This window comes from Paenibacillus sp. FSL K6-1096, assembly GCF_037977055.1.
Classification (GTDB): Bacteria; Bacillota; Bacilli; order Paenibacillales; family Paenibacillaceae; genus Paenibacillus_AQ.
The window spans coordinates 242,914-263,628 of sequence record NZ_CP150274.1 but is presented as its reverse complement, the minus strand read 5'-3'; the positions used below and the strand labels follow the sequence as shown (position 1 = coordinate 263,628).

Below are 20,715 nucleotides of genomic sequence, written 5' to 3'. Positions count from 1 at the left end.
TTAACATCAGTTCATAATTTGTTTCAATTGATCTAGCTGATCTGAGTTCATCTGGAGCTTAAGCGCCCCCAAATTTTCTTCCAATTGCGTTAGACCACTTGCCGCAACAACTGGAAGAGCTCTCGGCTGATTGTGCAGCATCCAGGCAAGGATAAGCTGATTCGGTGTTGCTCCCAGCTCTCCGGCGACCTTCCTTAGCGTATGCAATCGGGTGATCTGATCCTCTCTCCGGTATGCATCGGGTAGGACAGCTTCCTCTCTGTTGTACATGCCTCCAAGGAGGGGGGAATAAGCCAAGAGCGTAAAATCATCGTGTTGACTGCAGTAAGCAAGTAAATCCTCATCGGCACTGACCTGCACTCCGAAATCCGCATCCGCTCTAGGCTGCAAATATGTATATCGCTGCTGGATGCAGCAATAGGATTCCCATCCTTTGGACTGACTGACCGCCTTGGCCTCAAGGAGCCTGGAAAGCCGATAATTACTACAGCCTATAGCCCTTACTTTACCAGATTTGACCAAGGAATCAAAGGTCTCCAAGGTTTCCTCAAGTTCGGTTTCGCTATCGTCCACATGAGCATAATATAAGTCCACATAATCGGTTCCAAGCCGCAGCAGACTTTCGTCAATGCCCTTCTCAATCGCTTGGCGGCCTAAGCCTTCCCATTTTTCGCTTTTCGGCACTACCGGTTTCGCTCCCACTTTGGTGGCCAGGATAATCTGATCTCTGTTGTTTCGTTCTTTCATCCATTCGCCAAGCAAAGACTCGCTTTCTCCGCCAACACAGCCTTCGTTCCATATCGCATAATTATTGGCTGTATCCAGAAAGTTCCCCCCTGCTTCAAAAAAATGATCAAGCAACTGAAAAGAGGTTTTTTTGTCGGTTCGCGATCCAAAATTCAGACAGCCCAAAGCATAAGCACTTACCAGCATTCCTGTATTCCCCAACGTAAAATGTTTCACACGAAATCCTCCCTTTAATAACTGTATGAACTTCCACTCACTTGCATCTACGTGACCAGTATAGAAGTTTAAGCGCACTCTAAGTCAATACTGTTAATCAAATATTTTTTCTATTTTAACAATACAAAAACACCTTCAATGCTCCATATCTTACGACAGGAGTGCTTCTCTTGAAGGTGTTTTTAATGCTACATATTCTTATTTCACTCTTCACAGTAATACTCGTTCAAGGCCGGATAAAGCTTAAGGTACCGCGCATACAGACGATTGTAATTCTCGTGACGGGTCTCAGAATATGGAATAGGTGCAGAGGTGCTTACCATAGACAGGGCAGCCTTTTTGGCAGAAGCATACACTCCTATCCCGACTCCTGCGAGAATTGACGCCCCGACTGCAGCGGCATCCCTGTTGCTCAGAATGGAGGCCTCCTTGCCCAGCACCTCACTAATCATCCGGCACCAGACCGGATTCCGGCTCCCGCCGCCGCCGATCATGACCTTCCGCACTTCAAGCCCTCCTTGCTCGAACTGATCCATATTTTCCCTAATATTGTAACTTATACCCTCCATAATGGAATGAAGCAGCAAGGCTGGACTTTGGCCTGTAGATAGACCCAGCCAGGAAGCACGATCATGCGGATCAAAATACGGAGTGCCGCTGCCAAGCAGAAACGGCAGAAACAGCAGCCCGTTGCTTCCCGGCGGAATCTGTTCCATCTGGGCAGACCATTTGGCAAGCTCTTCATAGTCGGCGGGTTGCATGGTTCCTTTGCCGGTTAACAGCCTGTAGCCCCAGTCAACACCAAGCCCGCCGGTGAAGACACTTCCCATTGCATAGGTAGAGTTCAGGATTGCCGAGGGATGAAAGGTTACCCGCCCAGCCATGGCAGGGCTGATCCCCGGCACGCTCATCACAATTTGGGCCGACGTACTGAGGGTGAGCGCAAGCGTCCCCTCTTCACCCGCCCCGCTGCCGAGCTGGCTGCAGGCCATGTCCGCCGCGCCGGTAATGACCGGGGTTCCCGCCGGAATCCCTGTGGCGCGTTCAGCTGCTGCGCTTACGGTGCCGAACCGCCCATGGGGAGCATGAAGCTCCGGAAATACGGCAGGGTCCAGCCCCAGCTCAGCGATGAAGTGCCGGTCCCAATCTTCAGCCGCCGGATTATACACCAGGCTGTTGCCTGCATCCGTGCGGTCCGTTCCCCGTTCCCCTGTAAAGAGAAACCGAACATAATCCTTGGGGAAAAGAATACACCGGGTCCGCTCCAGCACCCCGGGCTGCTGCGCTTTGATCCAGAGCAGCTTCGGGATGGCGAAAGCGTCAACAGGCTCGTTCCCGGTCATTTCAACACACTGCTCCAGATAGAATTCCCGCAGGAAACGGGTCTGCTCCTGTGAGCGTGTATCTGCAATCAGGATGCTGGGCAATAGTGGAACACCATCTGCGTCAAGCAGGACCGGAGCACTCATATGGCCCGAGAACGACAAGGCCGAAATCTCCGCATTCTCCACCTGCTCCAGACATTGCCTGACCGCCTGAAATGCTGCGCGGCCCCAATCCTCCGGGTCCTGCTCCATCCAGCCCGGACGGGGTGAGAACGTTGTATAGAAGGCAGAAGCTGAAGCCCGGATCACTCCCTGTTCGGTCATCGCTATCACTTTAACCGCCGTTGATCCGATGTCTATGCCCAGCAGCAGCTTGTCATTCACCAAGTCTTCTCTCCACCTTTCTTGAAATATAAGAATTTATATGTTGCACACGATAACTTATCCTTATATTTCGCGCTGAAACGGAGCAGTCCTTATAAAGGACGGCAAAGCCGTTTCCACTTGTAACAGCGAGCCTTACAGATGCTTGATCCGCTTCCGGTACTGCTCGATATATTCTGTATTCTGCTCTGCTCCACCGGGAATATTGCCGCTGACATATACAGGCGGGGTAATCCCGCGTTCTACCAGCTTCTGTGCCGCATTCGTCATGACCATATTCAGGATCACACTGCCGACGATGGTTGATCCCGAAGCCATCTTCATGGAGGAAGAAGGGATTTGCACGAGCGCATCGCCGTGCGGCAGGTGGTTGTCAATAACCAGATCGGCGATCTGGTGCAATTGATTGCCGGAAGGGTGGCGTGAAGCATCCCCGAAATAGGAGGAGGAGCATAATGCAATGACCTTCAGACCCTTAGCTTTCGCAGCGAGAGCCATTTCAACCGGAAGGCTGTTGACCCCGGAATTGGAGATAACGATAATGACCTCACCCGCAACGACTGTATAGTTGGCAAGAATATGCTCGGCGTATCCTTGCATACGTTCAATCTTAGAGCTTTTGACAGCACCTTCATGAAGCATGATACTGGTTTCAAAGATGGGATTAACCGGAACTATTCCTCCGGCTCTGTAGAAGAAATCCTCTACCAGAAGATGTGAGTGGCCGCAGCCGAACAGATGGATAAGCCCATCCCCGGCGATTACGTCCGCGACCCATTCGGCCGCTGTGTTAATAGAGTCCTGTTCCTGTTGTTCCACGATGTGAATCTGATTAATAATCTGATTGACGAATTCATCAGCTAGCATAGTCATACTTGTATCCCCTCTCACCCGGTTGTGTAACTGTCTCTCCCTGTTGTTCTATGCGATGTTCTGCGGAATGCCCAAGCTGCTGAATATATGATGAGCCTTAAGGACATGCTCCGCGGCTCTGGACAGGGCGGGCTGCCCATGGCCCGGCAGCAGAATTTCCGGCTGCAGTTCCGCTAGCTGCTCCATACTGGCCGCAAGCCGGTCCAAGCGGAAATCATGCGTGTTCAGCATGGAGATGCGGCCGCCGTACATGACGGTATCTCCGCTGATCAGAACCGGTGCCCGCCTCTTTCCTTCCATATAAAAGCAGGTATCGTAGCTGGAATGCCCCGGCGTATGCATCACCTTGAAGGTGTAATCACCGATCAGCAGCGTATCCCCGTGATGAAGCGGCAGCTCCACGCTGCATGGATTCCAGCGGTAATCCTCAGGATAGAATCCGGCTGTCACCGCCTGCGGAAGATCTATCTCTGCTCCGTCCCCCGCTTCCAGGATTGCAGCTCCCTCAGCCAGAACAGCGACCTTTGCTCCCGTACGGCGCTTCAATTCCGCCGCTCCCCCGGAGTGGTCGGCATGCAGATGGGTCAGCATAATATGCGAAATCTCATGCAGGCCGAAGCCGCAATCCGAGATATTCCGGCAAATCTGATCCACCGACAATCCGGTGCCGCTGTCAATCAGCAATGCGCCTGCTCCCGTATGAATTAAGTAACAATTGCAGTCTGCTTCGTGTGTCCAGTCAAAGCCGAGCTTGCCGCTTCCGACTAAATAGATATCCTGGCTGATCCTCATTCTGCAGATTTCACCTGCACGATCATCTCCAGCTCCACCGGCGCGCCGAAGGGCAGCTCGCTTGTGCCGAGCGCCGCTCTGGCATGACGCCCGGCCTCTCCAAATACCTCAATTAAGAGCTCTGAAGCCCCATTAATGACCAGCGGCTGCTCTCCGAAATTGTCTGCCGAGCGGACATACCCGATTACCCGCACAATACGCTGCACCCGTTCCAGTGATCCGAGGACTGCCTCGATCTCGCCCAGACAATTGAGCGCTGCCAGGCGGGCCGCTTGTTTACCGGTCTCTATATCCAGATCTTCCCCTAGCCGGCCGGAGTATTGCATGATGCCATTGATTTCCGGAGTTTGCCCTGAGATAAACAGCAGCTCTCCAACCTGAACACCGGGAACAAATTGAAACCTTGGCTCGACTGCCGGAATCTGTATCTGAAGCCGCTTCAGAGTTTCAGCTATAGACATTCGGTGCACCTTCTTTCTCTCCAAGATGAATGACCTTCTGCGTTCGGGCCGACTCCACGATAGCATCCGCGATTTCAATCCCATGAACGGAGTGGGATAACGGCATTACCGGTGAAGCCGCGTTCCGCGAAATGCTCTGCACAAAATGCTCCAGCTCAGCTTGTATAGCTCCCCCGATTCCCGTGAGTCCCGCCGGCCATAGCGTTGTCTCAGGGTATTGCATTCCGGTGCCGGTAATAATGGCCAAGCCCTGATGGGCCAGCTGATACTGCGCTGTCGCCGCTTCTCCGACAACCTCAATATGGGCGTCAATGGTACCGTCCAGCTCCAGCGTCTCCACCAGGTTCTGCGGTGCTCCCTTCGGTATCATCCAGCTGGAATTCAGCGAGCCCATAATTCCATTCTCAAAGTACAACAGGGCTGAGAAAAGATCCGGATAGGTATACCCGCTGATGCTGCTCTCAAAAGCCGACACTTTAACACAGCGGGCCCCGGCATACCACAGCATCAGATCCAGCTCATGCACACCGGATTCATATACCGGATGAATCCGGTTACCGAAGCCTTGAAACCAGCTGCGGCTGAAATCCCGTTTACTGCGAATGGCAGCAATTCGGCCAAGCTGCCCTGAATCAATGGCCCGCTTGATGGTGAAGTACGGCTGGCTGAACCGTGATATATTTCCCACCATAACCTGCTTGCCGGCTGCCGCTGCCGCTTGCTCTATCTCCTGCGCCTCGGCAAAACTCACCGATAACGGCTTCTCCACGATGACATGCTTGCCGTGGCGTAGAGCGGATAACACCAGAGCTCCATGCGATTTCTCATCGGATACGATATCCACCGCATCCAGATCACTGCGTCTGATCAGCTCCAGCGGATCACTGTAGCAAGCCTCAGGAGCAAGATGGCATTCAGCTGCGGCGGAGTACAACGCCCCGCTATTGATGTCCGCAAGCGCCGCCACCTCTGCGCCCGGAATCTGCTGCAGCACCTTCACGTGCAGTCTGCCGAACCGGCCTGCGCCGATCAGCCCTATTCGTAATTTCTGCATGTTCCCACCTCACTCTGGAGTTCTACTTCACAGCGCCTGCTGTCAGACCTCTCACGAAGAAGCGGCCAACAAAGGCAAAGAATACTACGACGGGGAGCAGGGTCAGCACAGCTCCGGCGGTCGTCCAGCCCCAGCGCACCGTATACTGACCCATAATGGCATTCAGTCCGATTGGCAAGGTCCGCAGCTCCTCACTCGTAATGAGCACTGAGGAAAAGGCGAATTCCGTCCAAGAAGTTATGAAGGAATATATCGAGATCGTAGCGATACCGGGTCCAATCAGCGGAAGAATAATTTGCAGCAGTGTGCGCATCCGCCCCGCTCCATCAATTGCCGCGGCCTCATCAAGGGCAACGGGCACGGAGTCGAAGAACCCCTGCATCAGCCACACTGAGAAGGGGGCAGCGAAGGTCACATTAATTACGATGAGCCCCCACAGCGAGTTGACCAGATGCAGATCCGACATCATTTGGTACACGGGAACAAGCAGGAGTGTGCCCGGGAAGATATAAGTGGCCAGAATCAGCCGGGAAACAAACTTCCGGCCGGCAAATTTCATCCGGTAGATCGCGTAGCCGGCAGGAATAACGATTAGAACGGAGCAGAGCATCGTACCGAGCGCGACCAGCACGCTATTGGACAGGTTGGTCAGATAGGAAGTCTGATCCAGCAGTTCCCGGTAGTGCTGCAACGTCAGCGCCTTGGGGAACAGGTCCGGCTTCAGAATCTGGTCCGCTGGTTTAAGGGAGGACACGATGACCCAATAGAACGGGAATACGATCAGGAAGATAATCAGAATGCCAAATAGATAGCGCACTGCCTTCACGCAGGCTCACCTGCTTTCTAAGTTGAAATATCGTGTTTTACGCTTAGTCTTCCTTGGGAGTGCCGTACTTGATAAACACTGAGACGAACACAATCAGGAAGAAGGCGGTAATAATGGAGGTTGCTGATGCTTTGCCGATCTGGAACGACTCGAAGGCCTGCTGATAGATAAATACCGGAACTGTAGTGGTAGCGCCAGCGGGACCCCCTCCGGTGAGAATATAAATCGTGTCGAATATATTGAATGACCACAGCGTTCCGACTACTCCGAGAGCGAAAGTAATGGGTCCAAGTGACGGGAAGGTGACCTTCCAGAACTGCTGCCATTTGTTCGCACCGTCAACATCAGCAGCCTCATAAATTTCGTGTGAAATGGTCGACAAGCCCGCCAGCACGATAACAGCCATGAATGGAAACCAGTGCCAGGTATTGATAAAAATCGTAACGGGAAGCGACCAGGTATTGTCCCCAATCAGGTTGACCGGTTTGTCGGCAAGGTTCAGAGACATCAGCACATGATTGAAAATCCCGTAAGAGCCGTTGAATATCCATTGCCAGAATATCCCCACCACGATGGTTGGAATCACCCAGGGAATGATCATCCACGTTCTCGCCCAGTTGGCAAAACGCGAAGGCTTGTTGAGCAGCAGGGCAATGGCAAAAGCTAACAATGTCTGTGCTATGCTGTTGCCCAGCACCCAGACCAGACTTTTGGTCCAGGCCTCCCAGTAAGCAGGAGAAGTGACAGCCTCCTTATAATTGTCCAAGCCTACATAAGAGCCTTTGGTCCCGACAAATCCGGTGTTATAGAAGCTTTCTTTAATGACATTAAATAAGGGGAAAAAGATAGTGACTGCGATCCAGATGACGATCGGTGCGACCAGCAGGTAAGGCACCAGCTTGCCGAGTACATTATTCTTGCCCAGCACTTCCATATTCTCACTCCTCCAAGCCAGCATACATTCTTGTAGAAATAAAGCGGGAACACCGTTCCCGCTCTATTCAAAAATATAAGAATTTATATGTTGCACACGATAACTTATCCTTATATTTCTCGCTGAAACGGGTGCCGTCCTTAAAAAGGACGGCAAAGCCGTTTCCGCTTGTCAACTCATGAGTCCTCTATTTCACCGCAGCTTCAATTTGGGCCTGTCCCCATTTCACTGCATCGGCAGCTGACAAGCCCTTGCTCGTCATTTGCTCCAGGGTTTGGGCAATGTAATTCGGCCCGGCCACTTTGCCGATTTTGCTGGATACACCATCCGTGAACCCGAACAGCGCACCTTTACTGGCAGCTTCAATCAGAACCTCAACCTGGGATTTATACTTGCTGATCACCGGATCATTCCAGAAGCTGTCCGCTTGGCCGCCATCCTCCGTCACGGGCAGGAACAGCCCTGGCTCCGCATTAACGAAGCTTCCGTAAGTCTCAGGCTCGAACAAATACTCGAAGAATTTAGTGATGGCTGCTTTCTTATTCGCATCGTCTGTCAGAACCATAATGCCGTTGGAGTAATAGATGCTGCCTGCCTCGCCGCCATCAGCAACCGGCATTGGCACTACACCCAGATCACTGGCCGGACGGCCGGATTCTGCCTCGAAGGTAGAGAGGTATTGGCCTTTTTCAATCGCCATGGCTGCGGTGCCTGCATTAAACTGTGCCTGCGGCTCACCCCATTGGTAGGTGTTGCTGTCGGGCGGGGAGAATTTAAGCAGATCACTGTACATTTGATAGGCTTCCACTGTCTTCTCATTGTCAAACGTGACCGTATTGTCGCCGCTGAGAATATTTTTGGCACCTGCTGTTACCAGGAAGCTGTAGAGCACCTGATCGGTTGCCATGGACTTGGAGGCCGGCAGGGCAATGCCGTATTTATTGCCGGATGTGAGTGCTTCAGCGGCCGATTTCAGCTCATCCCAAGTGGTGGGCGGCTGAATCCCCGCTGCGGAGAGAAGATCACCCCGGTACCAGAGGGCCTGAACCATTCCGAATACCGGAACCGCCCAGGTATGGTCTTCATATTGGTAAGGTGCCAAGGAAGAGGCCTGGAATTTATGAGCAGCATTTAGAGATTCGATAATGTCATCCACGGGCTGAACCACACCCAGCTCTTTGATTAGAGTCGTATAATCGGGAATCGTGAAGAGCAGATCAGGACCATTGCCGGCTTGAATGGCCGCAGGGAATTTGGAATAGGCATCGCCCCAGCTTTGTACCTGAGCCGTGATTTTGATATCCGGGTTGGCTGCATTGAAGCCATCTACAATTTCCTTGAAGCGCGCTACCCGGTTGGGCGGCTCTTCCATATGCCAGAGCGTCAGTTCCGTTACGGCTGCGCCGGTATTGACGCCTGTGGTATTTCCGTTCTCCGCTGCTGCATTGGTCCCGTTATTTCCCCCGGACGAACATGCGGCAAGCACAACCTGCATCGCTGCAAGCATTCCAACCAGCGTAACCCAACCCTTTGATCCCTTTTTCATCTTCTACTCAACTCCCGTTTTCTCAAAATTTATCGCTGCGGTCATGTCTTTAATGCCATGGCCTGTTACGACTGCGGTGACAAGTTCTCCGGCTCGTATGGCACCGGAATCGTAGAGAGCTTTCACAGCTGCTACGGCGGTAACAGAGGACAGTTCGGCCAGAATGCCTTCTCTCTCTGCGAGCATTCGGCGGCAGTGATGCATATCCAGATCACTTACGCCTATGGCTACACCGCCTGACTCCCGGATCACGGCCAGGGTGCGCGTCCCGTCCTCAGGATAGGTGGACAGCGGATCGGCGATCCCTGAAGCCAGTGTTGCGGTGCTTCCGCCCCAGGGGCGGACCTCCTGCCGTCCTTCCTCGAAGGCCTGGAGGATGGGCGCACAGCCCGAGGCTTGTACTCCAACCATACGGGGCAGCTGGTCAATAACTCCTGCGAGCAGCATTTCACGAAATCCTTTGTAGCAGCCTGACAGCAGCGGTCCGGCACCGACCGGAATGACGATCCAGTCGGGAACGGCCTGCAAAGAAGTGAAGATCTCATAAGCCAGAGTCTTGTTTCCCTCAACAGCATGTGGATTCAGATAAGTGGAAGTCAGATTAAAAGCTCCAAGCCTTAGTGCTTCATCTGCCGAGGTCGCATAAGCATCACTGAAGCTGCCGGAGACCATCTCCAGACGGGCCCCATAGGCCTTCATAGCTTCCAGCTTCTCGGGAGGTGTGGTGGCCGGAATATACACTGTACAGCGTAACCCTGCCCGTGCAGCATAGGCGGCAGCGGCAACGCCGGTATTTCCGGTGGACGCGCATACCACTTCTGTCATCCCAAATTGGCGGGCAGCGGTTAAAGCTACAGAGAGTGAGCGGTCCTTAAATGCGAGTGTCGGATTGGCCGACTCATTCTTAAGGTAGAGCTGGAAGCCGCCTTCCGTACTACCCATGCGCCAGGAGGGAAGCAGCGGTGTCCCTCCCTCTCCAAGCGTTACAGGATCTGTGCCAGGAAAGACCGGCAGCAGCTCCCGGTACTTCCAGATGCCTGAAGCAGTTCTGGCGGACATTCTGTCAAACGGCAGCCGGCTGAAGATTCTCTCATAGTCGTAAGCCACCTCCAGACTCCCGCCGCAGGCACGGCATTGATAGAGCGGCAGGGCCGGGTGGCTTGTCCCGCAGCGGGTACAAACCAGCCAGAAATCGTACACTCTGCCAGCTCCATTCATGACACTCCTCCGCATATGGCGCAGGCACTACGGATATACATCCGGCAGGCCTTGAATAACTGCGCCGTATCGATATATTCTTCATCGGAATGGGCTTGCTCAATAAAGCCAGGGCCACAGACTACGGTATCGGGGCAGAATTGCTGCAGCAGCGCTCCGTCAGTCCAGAACTGCAGGCCTATAGGCCGGGCAGCTTCACTTGCAGTGTCACCGCTGAATTCTTCCTTGTACGCTTGCAATAAAACCGTGACTACTTCGCTGTTAGGGGAAGTTTGTAAAGGCCCATGTGGTACACCGCGGAAATTATCCAACATTCGCACCTCGCCTTCGAAGTCAGGATATTCGGTCTTCACCTCTTCGAGAGTCGCTCTAAGCTCTTCCAGAGCCGATTCGGCACTTTCACCCGGAAGGAGCCGGCGTTCGAATTTTACTACCGTGCGGCCGGGGACAATTACAGGCCGTGTCCCCCCTTCTATCATTCCAATATTTAAGGTGGGCGAACCCAGAAGCGGATGCTTTCTTTTTTGGAGCAGCGGGAGGTAGTGGTCCTGGATATGATTGATCCAGCGGCTGGAGCGGTAAATGGCATTAATTCCAAGCTCCGGAACGCTGCCGTGCACCGGCACCCCCGGAAATTCTGCTTCATACCAGGCCACCCCTTTATGGGCAATGCCCACCTGTAAGCCCGTAGGCTCGCCGACGATGGCGTAATCGGCCGGGATTCCGCAGCCCGCCAGATGATAGGCCCCCGGGCTGTACGTTTCTTCCCCCACTGTGGCTGCAAAAAGAAGGTCACCCGCAAGCTGGACACCGCTTCTGTGAATTCCGGCCAACGCCAGCATCATGGCTGCAAGCGCACCTTTCATATCTGTGCTGCCCCGGCCATAGATTCTGCCATCCCGCCTTATCGCCTTAAACGCATTGTTCATTTGATACCCGGGTACTGTGTCTAAATGACCGTTCAGAAGTAAGGTCGCGCCGGAACCGGTACCCGGAATGCGGGCAATGACGTTTGGCCGGTTCGGCTCTATTTCCTCCACTCTGCATTCAATTCCAAGCTCCCGGAACCATCCCGCGATGTATTCAGCCACTTCGCGTTCCTGATCCGGAACATCCTGATGGCCTTCAATTTCAATCAGACGGCACAGCAGGCTTTCGATTTCTTCCAGGCTGACGGCCTCCACAATCGCAAGAACTATACCTTCCTGCCCCATCCGAATTCCTCCAGGTATTCTTTGGACTCTTCCGCTACTCTGTCGAAATCAGTCATGCTGACTCCGGAAGGATCACCTACACCATATAGCCCCCCGGTCTGGAACCCCTCCCATTCAACGGAGTTATAATGCTTATAGCCCACTTCCTTTAGAGCTTCCGCCATCTCGCGGAAATCCACGAACCCGGCGCCGAACCACACATGCTGCGATTGCATGATATTCGGAAAGCCCACCTCATCTTTGACATGAGTGACCCGGATGCGGTCTCCCAGCTTGCGGATCGCCTCTTTAATCGGCATTCTTGGCTTAACAGTGGTATAGAATGTCCCTACATCGACACAGGCATATACGTTTTTACGGTCCACCAGCTCGAACAGCTTGAGCATATCGTCGATGTTGTTAATCAGCGTTCCCTGAATGAGTTCGATGCTGACATCAATGTTCTTGCCGGCCGCATAATCAGCGACCTCCTGTGTTGCCGTGACCACCTGTCTCCAGGCTTCCTTACGGGTCATCAGATTGTACAGCGGCGGATCATAGTATCCGTCTCCGATCAGCGTGACCACTGTTCCCGCACCCATATCAGAAGCTGCATCAATCGCTTTTTTAAATTTGGCTATTCCGTTTTCACGGTCAAAATATCTGGGGGTGACAAAGGTGGTATGACAGCCGATTGAGGAGAATTCGAGTCCGGTCTCATCCATAGCCTTACGGATCTGCTTCACTTGTTCATCATAGTCGTGAGGGTAAATCTCCTGAATCTTAGGATAGATTACGTCAAAGCCTTCATAGCCGTAGGAAGCAATCTTGCGGATGCACCAGTCAAGCGGCTTATCTCCCCAGGAGTTCCAGGCGGGACCGGCGATTTCCAATCTTCCCCAAGGCATGTTGGGCCAGATCTCGAAAGACAATTTCAAATGCTCTGTCATTAGGCAGCCTCCTTAATGTCGTTAGATATTCATCTCGATAGAGAATTTGTAACGGTCCCCACGGTACAGTGACCGCACATACTCGACCGGACGGTCCATGCCTTCTGTATAGGTTGTGCGCTCCACCAGCATGATAGGATCATGTTGGTTGATATCCAAGACATTGGCTTCATCCTGCCGTGCCGAGGCTACCTCAATACTCTGTATGGCTTTTACCAGCTTCAATCCGCATATATCCTCCAGCATCTGGTACAGTGACGCATTCTCCATATTCATGCCGTAAAGCTCCTTCGCCAAATCATATACCAGATAGGAGCTCTCCAAAGCCAGAGGCTCACCGTTTGCTGTACGGACACGAACCAGCTCAATGACTTGTTCAGCTTCGGCGATCCGCAGCTGCGTACTGATCTGCTTGCTTGCCGGGATAATATTCATGCTCACCACCTGGGCACCCGGTGCAAGGCCGCGGCTGAGCATATCCGAGCTGAAGTTGGTCAGCTTCGTCAAAGGCTGCTCAATTTTCGGCTGGGAGACAAAGGTCCCTACTCCGCGCTGGCGGTATAAAAGCCCCTCTTGTACAAGCTCATTAATGGCCTGCCGTACGGTTAGCCGGTTAATCTCGAAATCCTCGGACAGCTCCCGCTCCGAAGGGATCATCTCGTCCACTTTGTATACATTCGAATCAATCTGATTCTTCAGATATTCCTTCACCTGATAATAAAGCGGAACAATACTGCTCTTATCAATCGCTCCTTTGGCTTTGTTCAGGGGGACTCACCTCACTTCTAAGATATGGAATAGACAGTTAGTTGTCTATACCAGTTGATGTGTTAATTATATTAACGGCATAAAGCTTCGTCAATCATTAATTTAAAATTTTAGTTTAAAATAACGATTACATTGAAATTGATGATTTTTCGGTGTCACATAAAATAACATTGAAAACCATTAATAAACTTAATTTGATTAATTATCTAGTTAAACTCCTAATGCAAGCTGCTTTAGCCGCGAAGCGGGCCGATAAGGATCAGATCCGCCGGCTGCGGGCCCTTAAGAAGTAAATAGAATTCGGCAGCCCTTTTGATTTCAAAATAAAGACGCCGGGCCTCTCTCCCCGGCGTCTTCTTCGATGAGCAGTTATTGCATGATGTCATAATGCGCTGCCAGCTGAGCTGCTGTCAGCTCATAGTTGTAGACGGCAACTTTACCGATGGCTCCTTGAAAGAAGGAGGACAGGTCACGGGTGCCGACACGCATCGGGGCTGTCCCGTTCCCGGGAATAATGCTGTAGCCCGACAAGCTGTCCTGATCCCGCAGCACTCCGTTTTTGTATATTTTGGTATAGCCGGTCGGATAAGCCGGCCTCGTATCCACGGTGTTGATGACCAGGGCATAATGAATCCATTCACCTGCGGCGACCGGGTCCTGAAAGTAAGAGCCCGCTCCCAGCCCGCCGCTCAGGTTAAACGAATAGCCGCTGATCCGGTTCGGCCTGTTCTCGGCGTTAGTGTAGTTGTACATGCGTGCCACCCAGGAATGCTGGCCGGCCGTGCCTTTGCCCATCCAATGCACATAGCCGCTGCCCTCGCTGTCAGGGAACTCCAGTGTATCCGGGCGCATCCAGGCTTCAACGGTCAGAATACCTGTGGTTGTCACCTCCAGCAGATCATGGTCGGGGATGGTGAAGTATTGGTCGACCCCATTGAATACAGCCGCCGGATCGCCATTAGGCAGGAATGTGCTGCCGGGACTGCCGCTGAATGCGCCATCCATTCCGCTTGAAGTATGATCTTCTGTTGTACCAGGTGCGATAGGCCAATAACCGGCCGGACTGTCAGCGAGCACAGCCGTATCGTAAACGGATGCTGCATATGCTGAGGGCAGGCGGTCACCCGGAACGAACATCATCCATAGTCCCAATACGACGCTTAACCCGGCAACCCCTTGTCTTCTGTGTCTCCAAGCCATGATCTTCATCTCTCCTTTATGACATTCATATTATAGAATTACCGAAGCCATTCCTCCAGATGACGCGCCACAAACTCATCGTCATGCAAATGCGGGTAATCCCTGTAGATCCGGTCTATCTCCTCAGCCTGTCCGGCTGACAGCTGCTCCTCCGGGTTCAGACACCAGGTTCCCCTGAGCAGTCCCTGCCGCCTGAGAACCTCATGGATACCGGGGATGCAGCCCTCAAACCCATGCGCCGGATCGAACACAGCGGCGTTGCTCTCCGTAATCTCAATATTGCGGGTCAGCCAATCGAGCGGAACACGGCCTGACTGCCGTACCTGCTTGATCTCCTCCAGCAGTGCCACGGCTGCATGCGTCCATACCGCCCAGTGCCCGAGCAGCCCTCCCGAGACTGGCTTCTCCACCAGTTGCCCGTCCTTGCGCCGGAACCGGTACACCGTAAGTAGATCATTGACGATATTGTCGTCATTGCCGGTATACAGTGCAATCTGATCCGCCCGCTCTGAGCAGCATACCGCGCGTGCAACGTCGATCGACTGGTAGCGGTTGAACGGGGCGATCTTGATGGCAATAATCCCCGGAATCTCAGCGAAGCGACTCCAGAACGTGTAGCTGAATACCCGTCCGCCCACACCCGGCTGAAGATAGAAGCCTATCACCGGAATACGCCGGGCAATTAACCTCGTCCGCTTCAGGATGTCCTCCTCGCTCCACCCCTGCAGACCGCCCATGCTGAGCAGGCCGGCATCGTAGCCCAGCGAAACGGCCAGCTCTGTCTCGGACAGTGCCTGCTCCGTCGGTCCGCAGATCCCGGCTACCTTGAGGAACGGACGGGAGAGGCCGGCCCGTTCAATCTCTTCGGCGGCCAGGGACAGCACCCGCTCCAGCAGACCGGCTTCCCTGATCTCAAATTGGGTGCTGTGCACCCCAACTGCAATTCCTCCGGCACCGGATGCAGCATAGTACCGCGTAAGGGCACGCTGGCGGCGTTCATCCAGCCTGCGCTCCTCATTCAGCGCAAGCGGATGCGCCGGAATCACCAGTCCTTCATGCAGGGCGCGCGTCATCCCGGCGGACAGTTCCTTGCGCGCAGCTCCAGCCTCCATCAGTACGCCCCCTTTCTCTCCTGATAATGCGTGGCCTTATTCCATGTGGTTCCTCCGCCAGCCACCCAACCGGCAATCCAGTCCACCATCTCCATCAGAGCTACCCGAGGGTAGCCGAACATCTGATTGGCCTTGGAGGCATTGTTCAGCAGCGCATCCGCCGCCTCCTCTCCCCGGAAGCAGGGCTCCTTGCCGAGGCGGCGTCCGAACTCACCGGCAATCCGGCGCACGGAGACCGTCTCCGGTCCTGTCACATTCAGCACATTGGGCGGACTCGTGCATACCTTCAGGCTGCGGAGGGCGATCTCATTGGCATCGCCTTGCCAGATGCAGTTGAAATGGCCCATGGACAGATCGATTTCACGCTCCTCCTGAACCGCTCTAGCGATCTCCAGCAGCACCCCGTACCGGAGATCAATCGCATAATTCAGGCGGTAGATCACCATTGGAGTACCATTCGCATGGGAGAAATATTCAAAGATCCGTTCGCGGCCCAGTGTGGACTGCCCGTATTCTCCAAGCGGAAGCGGGGAATCGGACTCTGCCGCACCGCCCTGTCCCACCGGTGTGAAGGGATAGACATTGCCCGAGGAGAAGACTACAATTCTGGAGTCTCTGAACTTGCCGGCAACCCTTCCCGGGAGATACGCGTTCATCGCCCAGGTGAAATGCTCCCGCCCGGTCGTGCCGAACTTGTTGCCCGCCATGTAGATAATATTCTTGACCTCCGGCAGCGCCGCCAGCTCCTCATCCTTAAGCAGGTCGCAGACGATCGTGCGGATGCCCTCACGTTCCAGCTCCTCCCGCAGCCCGTTGTCCGAGAAGCGGGACACGCCCCAGACCGTCTTGACGACTCCCGCCTTGCGCAGCGCATTCATTGCCAGCCTTGCCAGGCTGGGCCCCATCTTGCCGCCGATGCCAAGCAGCATGATATCGCCGTCAAGGTCCGCCAGATCGCGGACCAGCTCGTCCGACGGCTCCGCCAGCTTGCGTTCCAGCTCTTCAATCGTTTGAATCATCAATCATAAGTCCCCCTTAGCAGATAGGTTGGTTCAGCCGGAAGTCTTGCTTCAGCTGAAGGGATAGGAGTCCCTGTCCAGATAGAGCGTACAATCGGGATGCCTGCGCAGGACCGATGCCGGACAGGACGGCAGCACCGGCCCCCGCAGCGAACGGGCTACCGCTTCACGCTTCGCCTGCCCGGGCACAATGCAGTACATATGGGCGGCTGACAGCAGTGCGGGAATGGTGAGTGTCAGCGCATGCGCCGGCACCTCGTCCAGCGACTGAAAGCAGCCGTCATTGACCTGCTGCCGGCGGCACGCAGCTTCCAGCTCGACCGGCTTCACCAGGAGCGGGTCAAGGAAGTCTGCAACCGGCGGATCATTGAAGGCCAGATGGCCGTTCTCGCCAATGCCGAGGCAGACGATATCCAGGGGACGCTCCGCGAGCAGCTCAGCGTACCGCTTGCATTCTTCTGCCGGAGGAGCGTTGCCGCGGAGCAGATGCACCTGTCCCGGGTGGACGATATCGAACAGCCGGTCCGAGAGGAAGCGGCCGAACCGCTGGGGCGCTTCCTCAGGCAGGCCGATGTATTCATCCATATGAAATGCGGTAATACCGGCCCAGTCGATCCCGGGCTGTGCTGCCAGCGCCTCCAGGAACTCATTCTGTGAAGGCGCCGCGGCAAAGATCATTCTTACCCCGGCCTGGGTCCGCTGCAGGGAGCGGATGCGCTCCGCCGCTGCAAGCGCAGCTGCCCTGCCCATGCTTGTCCGGTCCGCATATACCTCCACGGACAGGCCATCGGCTTGCTCCCGTTTCAGCGGTACAGGCAGAACGCCACTGTGCCCGGTCTTGCCGGAATGATGCATTTCCAAGTAAAGCCCTCCTTAATCCAGTTAAAAATGATATAACCGGTTCCCCGGTGCCTCCCTTTACAGGCGCACCCGCCTTCCTGTCGCACGGCTCTCGTTGGCCGCTTCCAGGAAGCGGATGATTTCAAGCGTGGCTGACAAGGACACCTCAGGGATACCGCTGCGGAAGAAGCGCAGCAGCGCCCGAAGGGTGCCGGCATATTTGTCCTGCGGGTCAGGGCCGTCGCTTAGCGTAAGGGTGCGCTGCCTCCCATGAAGTGCTGCTCCGAATCCCGGATTGCCGGTGCGGCTCCCCCGGATCGTGCCGAAACGGCCTCCGCTCCAGCTGCCGGTTACGAATTCATGCTCCGGGGAGGTGAAGGCCTGGACCTCCGTGCAGCCTGTCCCCAGCGCTGCATACAGCATTTCTGCAGCATGGATGCCATACCAGAACAAGCCCGGCTGGGAATCCTCCAGTTCCATCGGCCCGTAGGCATCGGCTCCGCATATCCCTTCCGTCTTCAATTGCCGTGCCGCCTCCAGCAGCGGGGGACTGAAGCGGAGCGAGGAAGCGCTCATCACTGGAGTGCCGTATCGCTCAGCCAGCCTGCCAATCTCTTCGGCATCCCTGACGGTGAGCGCCAGCGGCTTGTCGATAAACACAGGCTTCCGGAAGGGGGCTACCGCCTTGAATTCCTCCAGGTGCTTCCGTCCGCTCACCGAGGTAATCATGACCGCATCGCTGCGCTCTGCCAATTCCTCATACGTAGCGAGCAGCTCCATCCCCCACTCACCAGTCAACCGCTCCGTGACTGCGGTAATCCGGCACCGGCTGATGGCCAGCTCCGGGTCGCCGCCCCTGCATCCGTAGCGGATGACACCGCCGGGCACATGGCGGGAGTGCTGCGGGTCATTGCATAATCTGGCATAGACCGGACAACGCGTCGTATCCAGGCCGATCATCCCGATCACTAGCGGCTGACCGCCGGATGCTTCTCGATCAGACATTGTCCTGCCCCCGATCATAGACCATTACACCGCCTTTATACGTGCGGTGAACACAAATGCCGTTCGGACCGGGAGTGAACAGTACTACGTCTGCCGGTGCACCCGCTGTGAGCCCGGCCTGCCCGGGGAGACCCATCATTGCCGCCGGACGGAGAGAGGCCATCTCCCAGGCATCGGCAAGCGAAGCCAGTCCGCTGACCGCCAGATGGTGAATCCCGTGGGGAAGCGGCCGGGCGGAGCCGGCAAGCAGCTCCGCATTGCGCTTCAGATGAAGCCTCCCGCCCGGCTCCAGCACAACATCTCCGCCAATATGCGTATGATATTCGCCCGGCTTCAGACCGGCGAGGTATACACTATCGCTGACAAGCACAGCCTGATGGCCCTTTACCTTCAGGATGACCTTCAGCACCGCATCCGGCAGATGGAAGCCATCCGCAATCAGACAGGACCAGAGCTGGTCCCGGGCCAGCTGCTCCCAGATGTAGTTCGGATGCCGCGGCAGCGTCAGATGGGCGCCGTTGCCCAGATGCGTGGACATGACCGCCCCCGCCTCCACGGCCTCCCCGATCTGCTGCGGCGTTGCTGCTGTATGACCGATAGCAGCCTTAATGCCATGCCGGGCACAGCGCTCGATGAACCCCGTGGCCTCCGGCCATTCCGGGGAGAGCGTGACGATACGGATCAGCCCCCGGGCCTCCTGCTGCCAGTACTGGAGCAGCTCCCAGTCCGGCGGACGGATGAAGCGTCGCTCATGGGCCCCGCGCGGTCCCTCCTCCGGCGAGAGGAACGGCCCCTCCAGATGGATGCCGGCAATGCAGGAGGCTGCGAGGCGGTCCTCCCGGCAGGCATCAGCTATGCTGCGCAGCAGTGCAGCCGTCGCTTCCGCCCCGTTCGTAATTACGGTCGGGTAATAAGCCGTCACGCCCTGGCTCAACAGTAATAAGCTAAGTCTTGCTATATCCTTCGTTGTTAGCAGAACTGAATTCAGGTCGATGCCTGCGTAACCATTGATCTGGAGATCGGTGAGTCCCGGCGCGATGAAGGGTAGAGCTCCGTTATCTGCTGAACCCGCAAGGGTGGCTGCATAAGGATAAGGATGGATGTCCAAGATCCTCCCTCCTTCGCAGACCAGCTCAACCGGTTCTCCCGTCCGGTACATCCGCCCCCGGATGAATGTGCTGTCCCCGGCAGATACACCTTCCATACAGGTTCCTCCTTCCTTATTCACACGGTATAACAGATCAGTTGCCATCCCCTGCCGCTGTTATAGAAGCCGTGCCAACAGCGACCGCCTCCTCCTTCCCGCTAATGTGGGAACGGTAGACGCTCTCCAGCACAGCGATGACGGATTGCGAATACTCGCCTGAACACTCAGGCTCCCGCCCTTCCCGCAGACATTCCAGCAGCTCGCGGAACTGCAGTACGAGCGGCGGCTCCAGCTCTGCCGCAGGCACCCGCCCGTACGGGCCTCCCCGGCTGAGATACACGCCGTCTCCGGCGACGATCCGAATCATGCCCCCGGTATAGATCAGCTCGGTTTCACTGCGGGAGGCCCCCGCATATCCCGACTGGACGATTGATGCGGCGGCTCCGCCGTCCAGCTCCATCATCAGCATCCCTGAGCCCTCGACATCTCCGCGGTTCCCCAGATAGCTGAGCGCCGCTTTGACCGAGAGGATACGCGAGCCGGTCAGCCACTGGATTTTGTCAATGGAGTGCGCCCCCAGGTTCATGATGATGCCTCCCCCGGACATCTGCCGCTCAAAAAACCAGTCCGGACGGTCATCGCGGAAATACGGGACATGCCTGACATCGTTCACCATGACCAGCTGCCCAAGCTCCGTACCGGCAATTAACTGTCTGGCGGCTCTGTTCTCCGGGAGATAATGCTGGGTGTGTCCCACCATCACCACTCTTCCCTGGCGCCCGGCTGCGGCAATAATCTCGCTGCACTCGGCCACGGTGTTGGCCATCGGCTTCTCCAGCATGAGGTGGCAGCCGCTCTCCATACAGCGGAGCGCCACCGCCGTATGCAGATGATGCGGCAGCGCGATCACCGCAATATCCGGCTTCTCCGCTTCCAGCATCTCCTCAAGCCTGGTGTAGACCGGAAGATCGAAGCGGGACGCCAACGCTTTGCCGCGCTCTAAGTTCAGCTCTACTACCGCGCATGCACGCAGTCCATCAATCGTCTCCAGTGCCTCCAGATGCTTGAGGCCGATGGCTCCGCCACCGATCACTGCTGCTCTCAT

The 20,715-nt window shown here is 55.3% G+C and carries 20 protein-coding genes; all 20 read right to left on the bottom strand.

Annotated elements, in window-relative coordinates; genetic code table 11:
* Positions 1 to 6: 6 nt before the first annotated feature.
* Complete coding sequence (locus MHI24_RS01070; RefSeq protein WP_340023715.1) at positions 7 to 963, bottom strand: aldo/keto reductase; 957 nt, start codon at positions 961 to 963, stop codon at positions 7 to 9.
* Positions 964 to 1,166: 203 nt separating this feature from the next.
* Positions 1,167 to 2,672: an FGGY family carbohydrate kinase gene (locus MHI24_RS01065; RefSeq protein WP_340023714.1), complete on the bottom strand. Its 1,506-nt coding sequence runs from the start codon at positions 2,670 to 2,672 to the stop codon at positions 1,167 to 1,169.
* Positions 2,673 to 2,807: 135 nt separating this feature from the next.
* Positions 2,808 to 3,545: an SIS domain-containing protein gene (locus MHI24_RS01060; RefSeq protein WP_340023713.1), complete on the bottom strand. Its 738-nt coding sequence runs from the start codon at positions 3,543 to 3,545 to the stop codon at positions 2,808 to 2,810.
* A gap of 48 nt (positions 3,546 to 3,593) precedes the next feature.
* The gene (locus tag MHI24_RS01055) at positions 3,594 to 4,337 is read right to left on the bottom strand and encodes an MBL fold metallo-hydrolase (protein WP_340023712.1); all 744 of its coding nucleotides are present in this window, start codon (positions 4,335 to 4,337) and stop codon (positions 3,594 to 3,596) included.
* Complete coding sequence (locus MHI24_RS01050; protein ID WP_340023711.1) at positions 4,334 to 4,798, bottom strand: RidA family protein; 465 nt, start codon at positions 4,796 to 4,798, stop codon at positions 4,334 to 4,336. Before MHI24_RS01050 ends, MHI24_RS01055 begins: the two co-directional genes overlap by 4 nt.
* Positions 4,785 to 5,852, bottom strand: a complete 1,068-nt coding sequence (locus tag MHI24_RS01045; RefSeq protein WP_340023710.1) for a Gfo/Idh/MocA family oxidoreductase — start codon at positions 5,850 to 5,852, stop codon at positions 4,785 to 4,787. Before MHI24_RS01045 ends, MHI24_RS01050 begins: the two co-directional genes overlap by 14 nt.
* Before the next feature lie 22 nt (positions 5,853 to 5,874).
* Positions 5,875 to 6,678, bottom strand: coding sequence for a carbohydrate ABC transporter permease (locus tag MHI24_RS01040; protein ID WP_340023709.1), 804 nt, complete (start codon positions 6,676 to 6,678; stop codon positions 5,875 to 5,877).
* 43 nt (positions 6,679 to 6,721) lie between these two features.
* The gene (locus tag MHI24_RS01035; RefSeq protein WP_340023708.1) at positions 6,722 to 7,612 is read right to left on the bottom strand and encodes a sugar ABC transporter permease; all 891 of its coding nucleotides are present in this window, start codon (positions 7,610 to 7,612) and stop codon (positions 6,722 to 6,724) included.
* 187 nt (positions 7,613 to 7,799) lie between these two features.
* Positions 7,800 to 9,158: a sugar ABC transporter substrate-binding protein gene (locus MHI24_RS01030; RefSeq protein ID WP_340023707.1), complete on the bottom strand. Its 1,359-nt coding sequence runs from the start codon at positions 9,156 to 9,158 to the stop codon at positions 7,800 to 7,802.
* A 3-nt stretch (positions 9,159 to 9,161) separates the two neighbouring features.
* Complete coding sequence (gene thrC / locus MHI24_RS01025; RefSeq protein WP_340023706.1) at positions 9,162 to 10,376, bottom strand: threonine synthase; 1,215 nt, start codon at positions 10,374 to 10,376, stop codon at positions 9,162 to 9,164.
* Entirely contained in the window at positions 10,373 to 11,590 is a 1,218-nt protein-coding gene (locus tag MHI24_RS01020) for a M20 family metallopeptidase (protein WP_340023705.1), read from the bottom strand. The genes thrC and MHI24_RS01020 overlap by 4 nt, the downstream gene beginning before the upstream one ends.
* Positions 11,572 to 12,519, bottom strand: coding sequence for a sugar phosphate isomerase/epimerase family protein (locus MHI24_RS01015; RefSeq protein WP_340023704.1), 948 nt, complete (start codon positions 12,517 to 12,519; stop codon positions 11,572 to 11,574). Before MHI24_RS01015 ends, MHI24_RS01020 begins: the two co-directional genes overlap by 19 nt.
* A gap of 21 nt (positions 12,520 to 12,540) precedes the next feature.
* Entirely contained in the window at positions 12,541 to 13,185 is a 645-nt protein-coding gene (locus MHI24_RS01010) for a GntR family transcriptional regulator (RefSeq protein WP_340023703.1), read from the bottom strand.
* Positions 13,186 to 13,656: 471 nt separating this feature from the next.
* The gene (locus tag MHI24_RS01005; RefSeq protein ID WP_340023702.1) at positions 13,657 to 14,487 is read right to left on the bottom strand and encodes a LamG domain-containing protein; all 831 of its coding nucleotides are present in this window, start codon (positions 14,485 to 14,487) and stop codon (positions 13,657 to 13,659) included.
* 38 nt (positions 14,488 to 14,525) lie between these two features.
* Positions 14,526 to 15,599, bottom strand: a complete 1,074-nt coding sequence (locus MHI24_RS01000; protein ID WP_340023701.1) for a dihydrodipicolinate synthase family protein — start codon at positions 15,597 to 15,599, stop codon at positions 14,526 to 14,528.
* Entirely contained in the window at positions 15,599 to 16,615 is a 1,017-nt protein-coding gene (locus tag MHI24_RS00995) for an NAD-dependent epimerase/dehydratase family protein (RefSeq protein ID WP_340026860.1), read from the bottom strand. Before MHI24_RS00995 ends, MHI24_RS01000 begins: the two co-directional genes overlap by 1 nt.
* A 54-nt stretch (positions 16,616 to 16,669) precedes the next feature.
* The gene (locus MHI24_RS00990; protein ID WP_340026859.1) at positions 16,670 to 17,473 is read right to left on the bottom strand and encodes a glucosamine-6-phosphate deaminase; all 804 of its coding nucleotides are present in this window, start codon (positions 17,471 to 17,473) and stop codon (positions 16,670 to 16,672) included.
* A 63-nt stretch (positions 17,474 to 17,536) separates the two neighbouring features.
* Positions 17,537 to 18,463 (bottom strand): Gfo/Idh/MocA family oxidoreductase, encoded by a 927-nt coding sequence (locus MHI24_RS00985; RefSeq protein WP_340023700.1) that lies wholly within the window; start codon positions 18,461 to 18,463, stop codon positions 17,537 to 17,539.
* Positions 18,456 to 19,667 (bottom strand): amidohydrolase family protein, encoded by a 1,212-nt coding sequence (locus MHI24_RS00980; RefSeq protein WP_340023699.1) that lies wholly within the window; start codon positions 19,665 to 19,667, stop codon positions 18,456 to 18,458. Before MHI24_RS00980 ends, MHI24_RS00985 begins: the two co-directional genes overlap by 8 nt.
* Positions 19,668 to 19,704: 37 nt before the next feature.
* A complete protein-coding gene (locus tag MHI24_RS00975; protein WP_340023698.1) occupies positions 19,705 to 20,715 on the bottom strand; it encodes a Gfo/Idh/MocA family oxidoreductase in 1,011 nt (336 codons plus the stop codon).

What these genes read in the sequence shown, in the direction of transcription:
- MHI24_RS01050 (WP_340023711.1), bottom strand. Translation starts at nt 4,798, where the DNA reads ATGTCTATAGCTGAAACTCTGAAGCGGCTTCAGATACAGATTCCGGCA.
- MHI24_RS01020 (WP_340023705.1), bottom strand. Translation starts at nt 11,590, where the DNA reads ATGGGGCAGGAAGGTATAGTTCTTGCGATTGTGGAGGCCGTCAGCCTG.
- MHI24_RS01000 (WP_340023701.1), bottom strand. Translation starts at nt 15,599, where the DNA reads ATGGAGGCTGGAGCTGCGCGCAAGGAACTGTCCGCCGGGATGACGCGC.
- MHI24_RS01005 (WP_340023702.1), bottom strand. Translation starts at nt 14,487, where the DNA reads ATGGCTTGGAGACACAGAAGACAAGGGGTTGCCGGGTTAAGCGTCGTA.
- MHI24_RS00985 (WP_340023700.1), bottom strand. Translation starts at nt 18,463, where the DNA reads ATGTCTGATCGAGAAGCATCCGGCGGTCAGCCGCTAGTGATCGGGATG.
- MHI24_RS01035 (WP_340023708.1), bottom strand. Translation starts at nt 7,612, where the DNA reads ATGGAAGTGCTGGGCAAGAATAATGTACTCGGCAAGCTGGTGCCTTAC.
- MHI24_RS01030 (WP_340023707.1), bottom strand. Translation starts at nt 9,158, where the DNA reads ATGAAAAAGGGATCAAAGGGTTGGGTTACGCTGGTTGGAATGCTTGCA.
- MHI24_RS01015 (WP_340023704.1), bottom strand. Translation starts at nt 12,519, where the DNA reads ATGACAGAGCATTTGAAATTGTCTTTCGAGATCTGGCCCAACATGCCT.
- MHI24_RS00990 (WP_340026859.1), bottom strand. Translation starts at nt 17,473, where the DNA reads ATGCATCATTCCGGCAAGACCGGGCACAGTGGCGTTCTGCCTGTACCG.
- MHI24_RS00980 (WP_340023699.1), bottom strand. Translation starts at nt 19,667, where the DNA reads ATGGAAGGTGTATCTGCCGGGGACAGCACATTCATCCGGGGGCGGATG.
- MHI24_RS00975 (WP_340023698.1), bottom strand. Translation starts at nt 20,715, where the DNA reads ATGAGAGCAGCAGTGATCGGTGGCGGAGCCATCGGCCTCAAGCATCTG.
- MHI24_RS01045 (WP_340023710.1), bottom strand. Translation starts at nt 5,852, where the DNA reads ATGCAGAAATTACGAATAGGGCTGATCGGCGCAGGCCGGTTCGGCAGA.
- MHI24_RS01060 (WP_340023713.1), bottom strand. Translation starts at nt 3,545, where the DNA reads ATGACTATGCTAGCTGATGAATTCGTCAATCAGATTATTAATCAGATT.
- thrC (WP_340023706.1), bottom strand. Translation starts at nt 10,376, where the DNA reads ATGAATGGAGCTGGCAGAGTGTACGATTTCTGGCTGGTTTGTACCCGC.
- MHI24_RS01055 (WP_340023712.1), bottom strand. Translation starts at nt 4,337, where the DNA reads ATGAGGATCAGCCAGGATATCTATTTAGTCGGAAGCGGCAAGCTCGGC.